This is a genomic window from Hymenobacter armeniacus, from assembly GCF_014699055.1.
Lineage (GTDB): Bacteria > Bacteroidota > Bacteroidia > Cytophagales > Hymenobacteraceae > Hymenobacter > Hymenobacter armeniacus.
In genome coordinates this window covers 173,424-187,283 of record NZ_JACXAC010000003.1, presented here as the reverse complement: position 1 = coordinate 187,283, position 13,860 = coordinate 173,424, and the positions used below count along the sequence as shown (strand labels likewise).

Sequence of the window (13,860 nt, the reverse complement as noted above, 5' to 3'; positions counted from 1 at the left end):
AAACGTACGCGCCCCCCGCGTCAGGGTTGCGCCCCGGGGCCGTGGGGCCCGCTCAGCGCACTTCCCACAGCTCGTTCCAGCCCGTGGTGTACAGCGGCGAGCGGTGGGCCGACCGGCCCGCCCACGCCGGCGGCTGCACCTGGCCGGCCGCATTCCTGGCCGTGCCCTGCGCCGCCAGCCGCACCAGCTGCCGGCCAAAGCGGGCGTTCAGGCCGTCCAGCGTCTGCATCAGCTGTTGGCTGCGCTGCTGGTTGGCGGCCGGGGCCGAAAACAGCCCCAGCTGCCCCTGCCCTTCCGGCTCCAGGCCGCTGAAGAGCACGCCGGCGCGGCTGTAGGCGGTGCCGGGGCGGCGCAGCCGCTGCAGGCCCAGCAGGGCCGCCTGAGCCAGCCGCGTGGTGTCGCTGGAGCTGGCCGACAGGCTCACCACGGCCGTGTGCGTCTTGGGCTCGGTGCCGGGCGCAAACCGGTCGGTGCCCAGTATCACGGTCACCAGATGGGCGGCCACGCCGTGCCGCCGCAGCTTCTCGGCGGCCTTGGCCGTGAAGGTGGCCACGGCTTCGCTCAGCGCGGCGGCGTCGTGCTGGGGCCGGCCAAAAGAGCGGGTGCACGTCACGCTGCGGCGGCTGGCGTGGGCAGGGTGCAGCTGGTCTTCGTCGTCCCACTCGGCCGGGTTCCACTCCAGGCAGGGCTGGCCGTGCAGCTCCCGCCACAAGCGCTGGCCCACCACGCCGCCCATGTGCCGGCGCAGCCAGTGCTCAGGCATGTTGGCCAGCCTCAGCCCGGTGTCGATGCCCATATCCAGCAGCTTGCGGGCGTAGCGCCGGCCCACTCCCCAAATGGTATCCACCGACACGTCGGCCAGGGCCGCCTCCCATTGGGCGGGGGTTTCCAGCAGCAGCACGCCGTTGGTGCCGTGCAGGCGGGCGCGGCGGTTAGCCAGCTTGGCCAGGGTTTTGGTGGGCGCGATGCCCACGCAGGTGGGGATGCTGGTATCGCGCAACACCGTTTGCCTCACCCGCTGCCCGTATCGCAATAAGTCCTCTCCTTTTGTCAACCACTTTAGGCCGCTGAAATTCAAGAAGGCTTCGTCGATGGAATACACTTCTACCTCCGAGGTGAAGCTGCTCAGCACCTGCACCACGCGGCGGCTCATGTCGCCGTACAGGCCGTAGTTCGACGAAAACACCTTCACTCGGTGCTGCTCCAGCAGCGGCTTCACCAAATGATAGGGCTCGCCCATCTTCAGCCCCAGGTCCTTGGCTTCCTGGGAGCGCGCAATCAGGCAGCCGTCGTTGTTGGAGAGCACCACCACCGGCCGGCCTTCCAGGTGCGGGGCAAAAACCCGCTCGCAGCTCACGTAAAAATTGTTGCAGTCGACCAGCGCGTACATGGCTACTTGATTTTGGCCAGCTGGTGCTCGCCCAACGAATGGATGACGTAGGTGACCACCCCCCACACCAGCAGGCCCGTTTCGGGGTTGACCGGCACGGGCGGGTAGCGCGCGTTTTCGGCCACCAGCCACGGCTGGCCGCCTCGCTCCTGCAGGCGCTTGATGGTGTGCTCGCCCTCCACCACGGCCACCACAATGCTGCCGTGCCGGGGCTGCAGGGCGCGGTCCACGGCCACGAGGTCGCCGGGGTGAATGCCGGCCCCAATCATGGAATCGCCGCTGACGCGGGCCAGAAACGTGGACGCCGGGTGCCGGAACAGGTGCTTGGTCAGGTCGAACGGCCCGTCGAGGTGGTCGTCGGCCGGCGAGGGAAAGCCCGCCGGCACGGGGCAACCGAACAAAGGCATTTCCCGAGTGGTGAGCAGGGAAGCCGCAATAAAATCGTGCAGAGATGTAAGCATAAGGGACCGGTCATCGTCAATAGCGGTGGCCACGGGCTGCTATTTACTAACAATTTTAGTAAATTGTTTCTTTAGCCCCTGCCAATCCACGGCTAAGCCGCTGCCGTACATCTACCCTGTTCATTCAATAATCATGTTGAACTTATTAATTCAGGTCGATTCTCATTAAAAAAGCCTAAAAATTACTCTCCAAATTTTTTAGTTTATCTTAAAATTTGTATCTTTGGACATGTCAAACGTCAAGCTCCCCACGCCGCTGCCCGTGCAGCAGTTTGCCCGTTGCGTGAACGACGCGCAGCGCCCTGCCGACTTCGTCGGCGACTGGCCCGAGGCCGGCCGAGTGTACCCGGTTCGGGTGCTGCCGCATGTCCGCACCGGCCAGCCGCAGGTGCACGTGCTCGGTTTCTACGCCGAGCGGCCCTACGGCGCCTTCGCCGCCCACCGCTTCGAGCAAGTGGCCGAGGTGTGGCTTAACTAAGCCGCCCGGCCCCTGGCCCATGGTTCCACCCATTTTGGCCCCGCTGGCTTCACCGCCGGCGGGGCCGGTTTGTTGTGGGGGGTACGGGCTAGCGGCCGTATTGATAAAAAATTCCCTTGTCCGACGGCGTCCAAAGGCAGGCGCGCTGGCCGCTGGCTTTGAGGGCGTTGTTGGTCCAGGTGTTGCAGGTGTAGGCGAAGCTGTAGACGCGGCGGGCTTCGTAAAAAGCATCGTCTGGCCCGTAGCTGTGGCCCTTGATGTGCTGCACGCGGCCGGCGGCATCGTAGGCGAAGCTGGTTTGGATGTAGCGGATGAGCCGGGCGTACTCGGCGCGGCTGAGGTGGAGCGGCACCGTGTCGGGGCCGGGCGTGAGACCGGGCAGGTAGGTGGCGTGCACCGCCGAAGAACCCAGCCAGAACGCCGCCACGAAAGCAGTGCTGAACTTGAGGTCAGCCCAGGTGGGCGTGTCGAGGTAAAAGCCCTTGTCGCCCCAGCCAAAGGCGAGGTAGCGCAGGGTGGTGTCGCCGGACGGGATGTTGCGGTACGGCAGCAGCTGGCTCCAGTCCATCTGGTCCGTTTTCACGGGCACCACGATGTCGGTGTGCACGCCGTTGGTGTGCAGAAACACGGGCACGTCGGGCGCGGCGTTGGGTTCGGCTTTGGGCACGGCGATGTGCGAGAGCACAAACGCCGCCGACAGGTAGGCGGCCACCGTGCCGCTGAGGCCCACGGCGGCGTAGGCCGCCACTTTCAGCGCTTTTTGAAGAGTAAATGACATGCGGGGAACAAACTGAGCGACGAGCCGAAAAGCGGCCGCCGCTGCCAAGTACGGCAGAACCGGAAAAGAAGCCGGACCGTGGGCGCCCGGCCGGCCCCCGTACTTTTGCCGGGCCGCCGGTTCGCCGTTGGGCCGGCCGCCGTTTCTCTCCATGTGGACTTCTACCGCCGACCGGCTGGCCTTGCTCGAAGCCGAGTGGCACGCCCCCACCCCGCGCTTTCGCAACCTGCCGCTCATTGCCCGCTACCACGCCGCCGTGGCCGCCGAGCCCGCCTACCACCGCCTCGACGACCAGACCTGGAACGACCTTAACGGCGACGACCTGTTTGCGCTGCTCGACGGCACCGTGAGCCGCGTGGGCCAGCAGTGCCTCTACCACCGCCTGCGCAGCCCCCTGAACGACGAAGCCGCCCTGCAGGACTTCGACCAGGCGGCGGGCCTGTTTGCCGACGCGGCCTCGCGCGGCAAGGCGTTGCTGGCGTTGCGCCGCCTCACCTCGCCCCAGGCCTACTACCTGCCCGACATTCTGACCGGAGGCGCCCTGCCGGCCCTGCCCTGGACGGCTGCCGCGCCCGCGCTGGTGCTGCTGTTGCTGGCCTCGGTGGCGGGCGGCTTCTGGCAGCCGGCGCTGTGGCTGCTTTCGGGGGGCTTGTTGGTGCTGCATTCGGTGCTGCACTTCTGGTACCGGGCGCGCATTGCGGGGAGCGTGCGGCCCATGCTGCAGCTTGGCACGCTCTACCGCTCCGGGCGCGGCCTGGCCCGGCTCAATATGCCGGTGGCGGCGCTGCGCGGGCTGGCCGAGCCGCTGGGCCGGCTGGGCTCCATCGTGAACAAAGTGGCGTTTTTACAGGCCGACGACCAGCTGCCGTCGGACCTGGCCATGCTGCCGTGGCTGTTGTTGCAATACCTTAAAATGACGCTGCTGCTCGATTTCATCGTGTACCACAACTGCCGGCGCCAGGTAGAGCAGCACTTCGGGGCCATCCGGGCGGTGTACGAGGCCGTGGGCTACGTCGACAGCGCGGTGGCAGTGGCCGGGTTTCGGGCGCGGCACCCGCACTGTGTTCCGCAGTTCACCCAGGAAAAGGGCCTGCGCCTGACGGGCGCCTACAACCCGCTGGTGCCCGGCTGCGTGCCCAACGACCTGGCCGTGGCCGAGGCCAGCGTGTTGCTCACGGGTTCCAACATGTCGGGCAAAACCACGTTTATGCGCGCCGTGGGGCTGAACACGCTGCTGGCCCAAACCGTGGCCACCTGCCCGGCCACGGCCTACGCGGCCCCTTTCCGCCGGGTGGTGTCCAGCATCAACCTCGCCGACAGCCTCACCGAGGGCAAGAGCTACTACTTCGCCGAGGCCGAAACCATTCTGGACTTCATTCGGGCCGCCGAGGCGGGCACGGGCGGCTACCTGTTCATTCTCGACGAGCTGTTCAAAGGCACCAACACCGTGGAGCGCATCGCGGCCACGCAGGCCGTGCTGGCGTATCTGCAACCGCGCAGCCTGGTGGTGGCCTCCACCCACGATGGCGAGCTGGGCGCCCTGCTGGCGCCTGCTTTCACCGAATACCACTTCTCCGAAACCGTGACCGACACGGAGTGGTACTTCGACTACCTGCTCAAACCCGGCCCGCTGCGCACCCGCAACGCCATCCAGCTGCTGGCCCGCGCCGGCTACCCGGCCAGCATCGTGCAGGCCGCGCAGGCCGTGACGCATAGGCTGGAAGCCGCCGATTGAGGTAGAGACGCATACTTGCGTTTCGTCGTTGGACGATGACGCAAAAACGAGGCCCGACTGGTGCGGCTCCAGTCTCGTCCAACGACGAGACGCAAGTATGCGTCTCTACAGCAAGTCACAGTACCAGAACCCCGTATCGAACGGGCTGGGGTCGGCCGTATCGCCGCATTCGTAGTCTGAATTGTCGGCTTTGGGGGCGGGCGTGTAGGTGCGGTGCACGATTTCGCCCTGCTCGAAGGCAATGGGCTCGCGAAACAACGGGCCGTCGAACACGAAGGTGTGGAACTCACCGTTTTCGCCGCAGGGGTCCACGTGGGGCGGCAGGTCCCGCAAAAACTGCTCGTCAATCACGCGGCCCACAAAGCTTCGGTCGAGGTATTTTTCGTTGACGCAGGTGGTGATGGTTTTGAAGCCCAGCGCCAGAAACTCGCGGATGAGCTCGCCCGTGGGCACGCCCCACAGCGGAAAATCGGCCCGCCAGCCGGCCTCGGCCAGCTTGGCTTCGCGGTAGTGCCGCAGGTCTTCGAGGAAGATGTCGCCGAAAATGGCCACCTCGGCGCCCTGGGCTTGCAGCTCCTGCAGGGTGCTGCTCATCAGGCGTTCGTAGGCTTCCATGGTGGGCGTTTCGGGCAGAAACAGCTTGCGGCACGGCAGCCCAAGGCTGGCCGCCTGCCGGTCGAGCAGCTCCACGCGCACGCCGTGCATGGAAATGCGCTGGTAGGGCTCGCTCACGGTGGTGAGCAGCGTCTGGACGGCGTACTGGCCGCTTTGCCGCACCTTGTAGAGGGCCAGGGCCGAATCCTTGCCCCCGCTCCAGTTGAAAATGGCCGGCTGTGTCATGGGGCAAAGAAACTTTGTAGCGCGGACTCTGCGAGTCCGCGCCGCTGCGAACGTGCGGCAGGGCACGGAATCGCAGAGTCCGCGCTACGGGCAACCTTTTCGGCCCGCGCCCGAACACAGGAACCATGCATTTTACCGTCATCACCCCCACCCACCAGCGCCGCGAGCTGCTGCCCGAAGCCGTGGCCAGCGTGCGCGCCACCGTGAGCGCCCCCCTCGACTTTTCGTTTGAACACTTGGTTTATGACAACGGCTCGCGCGATGGCACCGCTGCCTACCTGCGCGAAGCCGCCGCCCAGCCCGGCCCGGCCCTGCGCCACTGGCACTCGGCGGGCCGCCAGCTGGCCGGGCGGGCCCGCAACCTCCTCATTCAAGAAGCCCCCGCCGATGCCTGGCTGGTGCCGCTCGACGACGACGACATCCTGCTGCAGCGCACCCTGTTCCATTACGCCAGCCACATCAACGCCAACCCCGGCCGGCCCTGGTTCGTGGCCGATTTTTTGCGCGTGGACGAGCACGGCCGCTACCTGCCCAACGAGGACTACTACGCCTGGCAGTTTGATACGCCCACGGCCATGCTGCAGGCCATTTTTCGGGCCGAGCACTTCATTCAGGGCAACGTGTGCTACCACTGGGCTTTCGTGGACGAGGTGGGCGGCTACGACGGCGAGCTGGCCATGGCCGAAGACCTGGACCTGTACGTGCGCTTCCTGCTGGCCGGGCAGCTGCCGGTGCTGTGCCCGCACATCAGCCACCTGCACCGCTTCCACGCCCGCAACGTGAGCATTGGGGTGGATGCGGCCACGCACAACGCCGACCTGCGCGTGATTTTCGACAAATACGCGCCGCAGCTGCGGTCCCTGGGCATCGACGCGCCGGGGAATTAGCCGGGGCCTTATTTTTGGGCTTTTGCCCGCCATGTCCGCCCCCACGCCGCCGGTTTCCGAAGAAGTATACAGCATTCCGGCCGCCTACCGGAAGATGGAAAACACGCACATCCTGTTCTGGCTGCTGAAAGACATTGCCTGGTGCATGGTGTGGAAGCCGCTGGGCCTGCTCATGGTGGTGCCCACGCTCAGCATCGCCGTGGTCATTGCCTGGCGCACCCGCGCCTACGCCTCGGAGCTGGCCCACAACCTGGCCATCGTGTTCTGGATTACGGCCAACTCCTACTGGATGACCAGCGAGTTTTTCGGGTTCGACACGGTGCACGTCACGCCCGCCGTCACGGGCAAGCACCTGGCCCTGGTGCCGTTTCTGATTGGGCTGGGCGTTTTGCTGTACTACTACCTGGTTACCAAGCCGCGTGAAAACCGGGCGGCCGAAACGGTTACAATGTAACGGGCCGGAGTAGAGACGCATATTTGCGTCTCATCGTTGAACAGAATAGGCGGAATGACTCCTCGCAGCGAGACGCAAATATGCGTCTCTACACCGTTAGCGCTACATTTCGCCCATGAACCCCGACGAACAGCAAGCCCGCATCGAGCTCCGCACCTGGCAGCTGCGCATGCAACGCAAGCCCTCCTTCCTCAACAATTTTGCCCGGCGCGTGCAGGTGCGGCTCAACGCCCTGCTGCCCGAAAAGGTGCACCAGGCCATCACCGGCGCCATCAAGCAGATGGTGCGCGGAGTGCTGTTCGGCTCGCAGCACACCACCAGCCGGCCGCTGGCCGAAGCCACCTTCGCCACGCGCGAAGCCGAGGTGCGGGCCCGCATCCGCGACTACCGCACCATGGCCACCGCCGAAGGGGCCGTGACCGGCGCGGGCGGCTTCCTGCTGGGCCTGGCCGATTTTCCGCTGCTCATCGGCCTCAAAATCAAGCTGCTGTTCGACATTGCCGCCCTCTACGGCTACGACGTAAAGGAATTTCCCGAGCGCCTCTACCTGCTGCACATCTTCCAGCTGGCCTTCAGCAGCCAGCACACCCGCAACGAAACCTACCGCCGCCTCGCCACCTGGGACGAGTACCGCCACACGCTGCCCGCCGACGTGCACGAGTTCGACTGGCGCACCTTTCAGCAGGAATACCGCGACTACATCGACCTGGCTAAAATGGCCCAACTGGTGCCCGTCATCGGCGCGGCGGTGGGCGCCGTGGCCAACTATAAGCTCATCGAGCAGCTCGGCGACACGGCCATGAACTGCTACCGCCTGCGCCACTTCGCCACCGAAGATGGCACGCTGCTTTCGCCGCCCACCGAAATTTCGCCCCAGCCCGTTTAGCCAGCTCCACCGCTGGCTCTTTGGCGTTGGGCTACCGCGCCGGCGGCAGCACGGTTTTGGCTCGAAAAAACTCGTCCACCTTGCGGTTGAAATCGTCGGCATGCTCCTGCAGGGTGGCGTGGCCGCTGTTGGGAATTATCCAGAGCCAGGCGCGGGGCAGGTGGCGGTAAATGGCCACGGTGTGTTCCGGCACAATGACGTCGCGGTCGCCGGCCACGATGAGGGCCGGCACCCGCACGCCTTTCAGCGCCGCAAGCGGAATGTTGGGCTGAAACACGTCGAGGCAAAACACCTTCCAGTCGTTTTTCCGCTTCGGGTCGGTGAATTTAACGTTTTTGTTTTCCTGGTAGCCGCGCTGCTGCTGGCGCCACAAGCTGGGCATGAGCGCCGTGGAATCGGGCCAAAGGTTGGCGCCGGTGGCCACCAGCCGCTTCACCTTCTTGGGGTGGCGCATGGCCAGCACCAGCGCGTTGATGCCGCCGTCGCTCCACCCTACCACGTAGGCCGAGTCGAGGCGCAGGCTAGTCAGGAGGCCGGCAAAGTCATCGGCCATCATTTCGAAGCTCAGCGAGTCGCCAGCGTCCACGGACTTGCCGTGCGCCCGGCTGTCCACGGCAATGACGCGGTAGCGCTGGGCCAGGTAGGGAATGTTCTTGGCAAAGGCCGAGATGTTGTCGCCGTTGCCGTGAATGAGGAGCAGCGGCAGGCCCTGGCCGTAGGTTTCGTAGTACAGCTTCACGCCGCGCACCAGCTGGTAGTGCCCGGCCGCGGGGTTGTGGCCGTAGGGAATGGCGGGTTGGGCGGAGGCCAGCAGGTGGCAAAGCAAAAAGCCAAACGCAAGCAGGCAGGCTTTCATCGCTGAGTACTTAATCATGGCCGTTACTTATGATGCTGCATGATGCAAACCGTCCGAAAGCCCACTGTGGCCGATGGGCCGCTGTAGTGCCCCCGCGCTTTGATGGTGCAGCCTGCCAAGTCGTCGCGGTAGCTGCCGCCTTTGGCAATGCCTTGCTCCTCCACCATTTCCGCGGCGTTGCCCAGCATTTGGTAGAGTCCGAAATCATTGGCCGGCCCTTGGTACACGTATCCCGGCGAAGCCAGCCGCAGGAAATAGGGTTCTGGCTGCGCGTGGTTAATCCAAGAGCGCACGGGATGCTGCTTGTTATAGGCCGCGATGTCGGCTTTGATTTGCGCTACGGGCGTGGAAACGGCTGCCCGCTTCTGCAGGTACGCGGCGGCACCCTCGGCCACCTGCACCGGCAGTTGGGTACAGGTGGTGCCATAGGGCTGCCCGCTACGCACTTCGGCAGCCTCCTCCCACTCAGCCTCAGTAGGCAGGCGGTACTCAAAGGCAAATCCGTCATAATCTTTGCTTTCGGCTATCCGCTTATTGACGGCTTCGCTGCGCCATTTGCAAAACAACTTGGCCTGCTCGTAGCTGATGCCCACCACGGGATAGTAGGCGTAGAACGGGCTAGTGTAATAATCCTTGACCGGCAACGCCGCCGCATCGGGCAGAATGGTGGCCAGAATATCAGCCGAAGACGAGTCGGCCGGGAAGACGTCGGCCACGAACAGGCGCCAGTCCAGGTTCGTTATTTCCGCTTCATCGATGGCCAGCCCACTCGCGGAAAACACGATGACGCCCGGCGCAATCGGCCCCCTCACCGCCTTGCTCAGGTCCGGCACGCGAAACGTGTCGCGGCACAGTTTCAGGCCGGAGGCGAATTTGACCACTTTGTAATCGTAGAAAGGCGCCGGGTTCGGCGTCGGCTGGCCTTCTATCGACACTACCACCGTGTTGCCTTGCTGCTTCGGCGGCGTCTCCGTCACGTAATTGGCAGGCCACAGCGGCAGGGCCGTGCTCGCGCTGTAGTAACCCGGCCGCAAGCTACTCGGTAGGCGCGCTCCACATCCCGAAAGCTGCAGAACCCCAACAAGAATCGACGCGGAAAGAAGTAGCTGTTTCATGGTGCGCAAAGCTCCACAAATTCACCACATAACAAAACGGCCGCCCCAGAAACTGAGGCGGCCGTTGCTGCTTAGGCTGCTGTTGCAACCGGCTTACTTCTGCGACATCTGGGCGGCGCCGCTTTCCATCAGGCGAATCAGGTTCAATGCGGAGCCCGCTTTAAACCACTCAATCTGGCCCTCGTTGTAGGTGTGGTTGAGTGTGATGAGGTCGGTGTCGCCGTCGGGGTGGTGCAGGCGGGCCTGCAGGGGCTGGCCGGGCGTGAAGGAGGTCAGGCCCAGGATGTCGATGAGGTCGCCCTCTTCGATGAGGTCGTAATCGGCCTTGTTGGCGAAGGTGAGGGCCAGCATGCCCTGCTTCTTCAGGTTGGTTTCGTGAATGCGGGCGAAGCTCTTCACAATCACGGCGCGCACGCCGAGGTGGCGGGGCTCCATGGCGGCGTGCTCGCGCGAGCTGCCTTCGCCGTAGTTTTCATCGCCAACCACCACCGAGCCGATGCCCATGGCCTTGTAGTTGCGGGCGGCCTGGGGCACGGTGGTGTAGCCGCTGCCCTGGGTGGTGTAGTCGCACACCTTGTTGGCCTCGCCGTTGAAGGCGTTGGTGGCCCCGATGAGCATGTTGTTGGAGATGTTATCAAGGTGGCCGCGGTATTTCAACCACGGGCCGGCCATCGAGATGTGGTCCGTCGTGCATTTGCCCTGGGCCTTGATGAGCAGGCGCAGGCCTTTCAGGTCCACGCCCTCCCAAGGCTTGAAAGGCTCGAGCAGTTCGAGGCGGTCGGAGCTGGGGCTCACCAGCACCTGCACGCCGCTGCCGTCGGCGGCGGGCGCCTGGAAGCCGGCGTCCTCCACGGCGAAGCCTTGCGGGGGCATTTCCACGCCGCGGGGCTCGTCGAGCTTCACGGGGCCGTTGGCGCCCTGCAGGGTGTCGGTGAGGGGGTTGAAGGTCAAATCACCGGCGATGGCGAAAGCCGTCACGATTTCGGGCGAGGCCACGAAGGCGTGGGTGTTGGGGTTGCCGTCGTTGCGCTTGGCGAAGTTGCGGTTGAAGCTCGTGATGATGGAGTTCTTGCGCTTGGGGTCGTCGGTGTGGCGGGCCCACTGGCCGATGCACGGGCCGCAGGCGTTGGCCAGCACCACGCCGCCCATCTGCGAGAAGGTGTCGAGGAGGCCGTCGCGGGCCACTGTGTAGCGCACCAGCTCCGAGCCGGGCGTGATGGTGAACTCGGCGTTCACGGTCAGGCCTTTTTCCACGGCCTGCGCGGCAATGGAGGCGGCGCGGGTGATGTCCTCGTACGAGGAGTTGGTGCAGGAGCCGATGAGGCCCACTTCCAGCTTCTCGGGCCAGCCGTGCTCGCGCACGGCGGCGGCGAATTGCGAGATGGGCCAGGCGGCGTCCGGCGTGAACGGGCCGTTCACGTAGGGCTCCAGCGTGTTCAGGTCGATTTCGATGAGCTGGTCGAAATACTTCTCGGGCTGGGTGTACACCTCGTCGTCGGCGCGCAGGTGCTGGCGCACGGCGGCGGCGGCTTCGGCAATCTCGGCGCGTCCTGTCCCGCGCAGGTAGTCGCCCATTTTCTCGTCGTAGGCAAACACCGACGTGGTGGCGCCTATTTCAGCGCCCATGTTGCAGATAGTGCCTTTGCCGGTGGCCGAGAGGCTCTCGGCACCTTCGCCGAAGTACTCCACGATGGCGCCGGTGCCGCCCTTCACGGTCAGGATGCCGGCCACGCGCAGAATCACGTCCTTGGCCGAGGTCCAGCCGTTCATCTTGCCGGTCAGCTTCACGCCGATGACTTTCGGGAACTTCAACTCCCAGGCCATGCCGGCCATCACGTCCACGGCGTCGGCACCGCCCACGCCGATGGCCACCATGCCCAGGCCACCCGCGTTGGGGGTGTGCGAGTCGGTGCCAATCATCATGCCGCCGGGGAAGGCGTAGTTTTCGAGCACCACTTGGTGGATGATGCCGGCGCCTGGCTTCCAGAAGCCGATGCCGTATTTGTTGGAAACCGAGGCCAGGAAGTCGTATACCTCCTTGTTCTCAGCGTTTGCTTCGGCCAAGTCAGCTGTGGCGCCGTCTTTGGCTTGAATGAGGTGGTCGCAGTGCACGGTGCTGGGCACGGCGGCCGTGGCTTTGCCGGCCTGCATGAACTGGAGCAGCGCCATTTGGGCGGTGGCGTCCTGCATGGCCACGCGGTCGGGGGCGAAATCGACGTAGGAAACGCCGCGCTCGTAGGCCTGCTTTACTTCGCCGCCGTAGAGGTGGGCGTAGAGGATTTTCTCGGTGAGGGTGAGGGGGCGCGCCACGGCGGCGCGGGCTGCCTCAATGCGAGAACCCATGCCGGCGTACACCGCGCGAATCATTTCCAGGTCGAAAGCCATAGGATACTTTGGTAATAAAGAGTGGTGGTGCAAATGTAGTACTCCCAGCAAGTAGGACCTAGCCGAATTGCGGGGGGCGCTGTTTGGAAGCTAAACGTCGGTTCGGGGGGTGACGTTCGGGTGAGTTTTTTTCGTCATGCCGCACGCCGCAGGCTTTGCCGGCGCTTGTGGAAGCCGTCGGCAACCTATTGGCCCAATCCGCGGTTGTGGGGCTTCCGTTTGCATTTTTGCGGCTACTTATGAACAACGTATTTCTTCGCCTCGCGGCCACGGCCGCCGTGGGCCTGGCCATGGGCGCCTGCCAATCCAACACTTCCACCTCCGAAACGGCCGCTGGGGGCAGCGCCCCTACCCTCACGCCCGGCCCCTGGCGCGGCGTGCTGGCCACCCAGGGCCAGGAAATCCCCTTCTTATTCGAGGTAAAAACCGAAGCCGGCAAGCCGGTGGTCTACCTCATCAACCAGGGCCTGAACGGCGAGGAGCGCCTGCGCTGCGAGGAAATTACCTCGGCCGGCGACTCCACCACCATCCGCATGCACGCCTTCGACGCCGCGCTGGTGGTGCGGGCCGATGGCGCGGACAAGCTGAAAGGCACCTGGGTGAAGTACGACACCAAAGACCCCTACCGCGTGCCCTTCACGGCCACGGCAGGCGTACAGGACCTATTTCCGGCCGCGCAATCGGCGGAGAAGTCCGGCAATTTTGGCGGTACCTGGCGGGCTACTTTCGGCGAGGGCAAGGAAAGCTACCCGGCCACGGGCGTGTTCACCCAGCAAGGCAATAAGCTGCTGGGCACCTTCCTCACCACCACCGGCGACTACCGCTACCTCAGCGGCCAGGTGAGCGGGCAGGAATTGAAGCTGAGCACCTTCGACGGCAGCCACGCCTTCCTGTTCACGGCCCACAACGGGCCGAAGGAACCCGTCGACATCACCAAAGAGTACGCGCCCAACACGCTGATTGGCGACTTCTACTCCGGCAAAGCCGGCCACGAAGCCTGGAGCGCCGTGCCCGACCCCAACGCCAAGCTGCCCGACGCCGACACGCTCACCTACCTCAAAAAGGGCGAAAGCCGGCTGAACTTCAAGTTCCCCAGCGTGTACGAAGGCGGCAGCATCTCCCCCACCGACCCCAAGTACCGCGGCAAGGTGGTGGTGCTGCAAATCCTGGGCTCGTGGTGCCCGAATTGCATGGACGAAACCAACTTCCTGGCGCCCTGGTACGAGAAGAACAAGCAGCGCGGCGTCGAAATCATCGGCCTGGGCTACGAGCGCAGCCCCGATTACCAGGTATCGGCGGCCAAGCTGCGCAACATGCGCGAGCGGTTCCACATGGGCTACGACGTGGCGTTTGCCGGCGTTTCCAATAAGGATTCGGTGGCGCGGTCCTTGCCGCAGCTGGCCAAGTTCCTGGCTTTCCCCACCACCATTTTCCTCGACAAAAAGGGCAACGTGCGCAAGATTCACACGGGCTTTGCCGGGCCCGGCACGGGCAAGTACTACCAGGAAGAAATTGCCGGCTTCGAGCAGACGGTGAACAAGCTGCTGAAGGAGTAGACGCGCGGGAGAACCCGGCCAACATAGCCGAGCTACGGG

At 64.6% G+C, this 13,860-nt stretch carries 13 protein-coding genes; 6 read left to right on the top strand and 7 right to left on the bottom strand.

Annotated elements, in window-relative coordinates:
* Nucleotides 1-52: 52 nt before the first annotated feature.
* Together IC234_RS09165 and IC234_RS09160 are read right to left on the bottom strand one after the other, a co-directional pair.
* Nucleotides 53-1,390, bottom strand: a complete 1,338-nt coding sequence (locus IC234_RS09165) for a Y-family DNA polymerase (protein ID WP_190923701.1) — start codon at nucleotides 1,388-1,390, stop codon at nucleotides 53-55.
* 2 nt (nucleotides 1,391-1,392) lie between these two features.
* Nucleotides 1,393-1,851 carry a LexA family protein gene (locus tag IC234_RS09160; RefSeq protein ID WP_190923700.1) on the bottom strand — a complete coding sequence of 153 codons (459 nt, stop codon included), beginning with the start codon at nucleotides 1,849-1,851 and terminating at the stop codon, nucleotides 1,393-1,395.
* Nucleotides 1,852-2,080: 229 nt separating this feature from the next.
* On the opposite strand from IC234_RS09160, the gene IC234_RS09155 reads away from it, so the two are divergent.
* Nucleotides 2,081-2,329, top strand: coding sequence for a hypothetical protein (locus tag IC234_RS09155; protein ID WP_190923697.1), 249 nt, complete (start codon nucleotides 2,081-2,083; stop codon nucleotides 2,327-2,329).
* Between the two features lie 88 nt (nucleotides 2,330-2,417).
* Here the strand turns inward: IC234_RS09155 and IC234_RS09150 are convergent, their stop codons facing one another.
* A complete protein-coding gene (locus IC234_RS09150) occupies nucleotides 2,418-3,107 on the bottom strand; it encodes a TIGR02117 family protein (RefSeq protein ID WP_190923695.1) in 690 nt (229 codons plus the stop codon).
* 151 nt (nucleotides 3,108-3,258) lie between these two features.
* Between IC234_RS09150 and IC234_RS09145 the strand changes: the two genes are divergently transcribed.
* Complete coding sequence (locus IC234_RS09145; RefSeq protein WP_190923692.1) at nucleotides 3,259-4,842, top strand: MutS-related protein; 1,584 nt, start codon at nucleotides 3,259-3,261, stop codon at nucleotides 4,840-4,842.
* 105 nt (nucleotides 4,843-4,947) lie between these two features.
* Here the strand turns inward: IC234_RS09145 and IC234_RS09140 are convergent, their stop codons facing one another.
* Nucleotides 4,948-5,682, bottom strand: a complete 735-nt coding sequence (locus IC234_RS09140; protein WP_190923690.1) for a Dph6-related ATP pyrophosphatase — start codon at nucleotides 5,680-5,682, stop codon at nucleotides 4,948-4,950.
* Nucleotides 5,683-5,807: 125 nt separating this feature from the next.
* Here IC234_RS09140 and IC234_RS09135 point away from each other — a divergent pair, with 125 nt between their 5' ends.
* From IC234_RS09135 to IC234_RS09125, 3 genes are all read left to right on the top strand, one after another.
* Nucleotides 5,808-6,569, top strand: a complete 762-nt coding sequence (locus tag IC234_RS09135) for a glycosyltransferase family 2 protein (RefSeq protein ID WP_190923688.1) — start codon at nucleotides 5,808-5,810, stop codon at nucleotides 6,567-6,569.
* 31 nt (nucleotides 6,570-6,600) lie between these two features.
* A complete protein-coding gene (locus IC234_RS09130) occupies nucleotides 6,601-7,023 on the top strand; it encodes a hypothetical protein (RefSeq protein WP_223827583.1) in 423 nt (140 codons plus the stop codon).
* A 115-nt stretch (nucleotides 7,024-7,138) separates the two neighbouring features.
* The gene (locus IC234_RS09125; RefSeq protein WP_190923686.1) at nucleotides 7,139-7,909 is read left to right on the top strand and encodes an EcsC family protein; all 771 of its coding nucleotides are present in this window, start codon (nucleotides 7,139-7,141) and stop codon (nucleotides 7,907-7,909) included.
* 31 nt (nucleotides 7,910-7,940) lie between these two features.
* Here IC234_RS09125 and IC234_RS09120 read toward each other — a convergent pair whose 3' ends face one another.
* The 3 genes from IC234_RS09120 to IC234_RS09110 all read right to left on the bottom strand — a co-directional run bounded on the left by IC234_RS09120 (nucleotide 7,941) and on the right by IC234_RS09110 (nucleotide 12,265).
* Entirely contained in the window at nucleotides 7,941-8,783 is an 843-nt protein-coding gene (locus tag IC234_RS09120; RefSeq protein WP_223827582.1) for an alpha/beta fold hydrolase, read from the bottom strand.
* Between the two features lie 5 nt (nucleotides 8,784-8,788).
* The gene (locus IC234_RS09115; RefSeq protein WP_190923683.1) at nucleotides 8,789-9,880 is read right to left on the bottom strand and encodes a formylglycine-generating enzyme family protein; all 1,092 of its coding nucleotides are present in this window, start codon (nucleotides 9,878-9,880) and stop codon (nucleotides 8,789-8,791) included.
* 93 nt (nucleotides 9,881-9,973) lie between these two features.
* Nucleotides 9,974-12,265, bottom strand: a complete 2,292-nt coding sequence (locus tag IC234_RS09110) for an aconitate hydratase (RefSeq protein ID WP_190923671.1) — start codon at nucleotides 12,263-12,265, stop codon at nucleotides 9,974-9,976.
* 239 nt (nucleotides 12,266-12,504) lie between these two features.
* On the opposite strand from IC234_RS09110, the gene IC234_RS09105 reads away from it, so the two are divergent.
* The gene (locus tag IC234_RS09105; protein WP_190923669.1) at nucleotides 12,505-13,821 is read left to right on the top strand and encodes a peroxiredoxin family protein; all 1,317 of its coding nucleotides are present in this window, start codon (nucleotides 12,505-12,507) and stop codon (nucleotides 13,819-13,821) included.
* The last annotated feature ends 39 nt before the right edge of the window (nucleotides 13,822-13,860 follow it).

Bases quoted from the DNA above. Each gene is read 5' to 3' on its own strand.
- IC234_RS09115 (WP_190923683.1), bottom strand. From the start codon at position 9,880: ATGAAACAGCTACTTCTTTCCGCGTCGATTCTTGTTGGGGTTCTGCAG.
- IC234_RS09130 (WP_223827583.1), top strand. From the start codon at position 6,601: ATGTCCGCCCCCACGCCGCCGGTTTCCGAAGAAGTATACAGCATTCCG.
- IC234_RS09135 (WP_190923688.1), top strand. From the start codon at position 5,808: ATGCATTTTACCGTCATCACCCCCACCCACCAGCGCCGCGAGCTGCTG.
- IC234_RS09145 (WP_190923692.1), top strand. From the start codon at position 3,259: ATGTGGACTTCTACCGCCGACCGGCTGGCCTTGCTCGAAGCCGAGTGG.
- IC234_RS09120 (WP_223827582.1), bottom strand. From the start codon at position 8,783: ATGATTAAGTACTCAGCGATGAAAGCCTGCCTGCTTGCGTTTGGCTTT.
- IC234_RS09160 (WP_190923700.1), bottom strand. From the start codon at position 1,851: ATGCTTACATCTCTGCACGATTTTATTGCGGCTTCCCTGCTCACCACT.
- IC234_RS09150 (WP_190923695.1), bottom strand. From the start codon at position 3,107: ATGTCATTTACTCTTCAAAAAGCGCTGAAAGTGGCGGCCTACGCCGCC.
- IC234_RS09125 (WP_190923686.1), top strand. From the start codon at position 7,139: ATGAACCCCGACGAACAGCAAGCCCGCATCGAGCTCCGCACCTGGCAG.
- IC234_RS09140 (WP_190923690.1), bottom strand. From the start codon at position 5,682: ATGACACAGCCGGCCATTTTCAACTGGAGCGGGGGCAAGGATTCGGCC.
- IC234_RS09110 (WP_190923671.1), bottom strand. From the start codon at position 12,265: ATGGCTTTCGACCTGGAAATGATTCGCGCGGTGTACGCCGGCATGGGT.
- IC234_RS09165 (WP_190923701.1), bottom strand. From the start codon at position 1,390: ATGTACGCGCTGGTCGACTGCAACAATTTTTACGTGAGCTGCGAGCGG.
- IC234_RS09155 (WP_190923697.1), top strand. From the start codon at position 2,081: ATGTCAAACGTCAAGCTCCCCACGCCGCTGCCCGTGCAGCAGTTTGCC.
- IC234_RS09105 (WP_190923669.1), top strand. From the start codon at position 12,505: ATGAACAACGTATTTCTTCGCCTCGCGGCCACGGCCGCCGTGGGCCTG.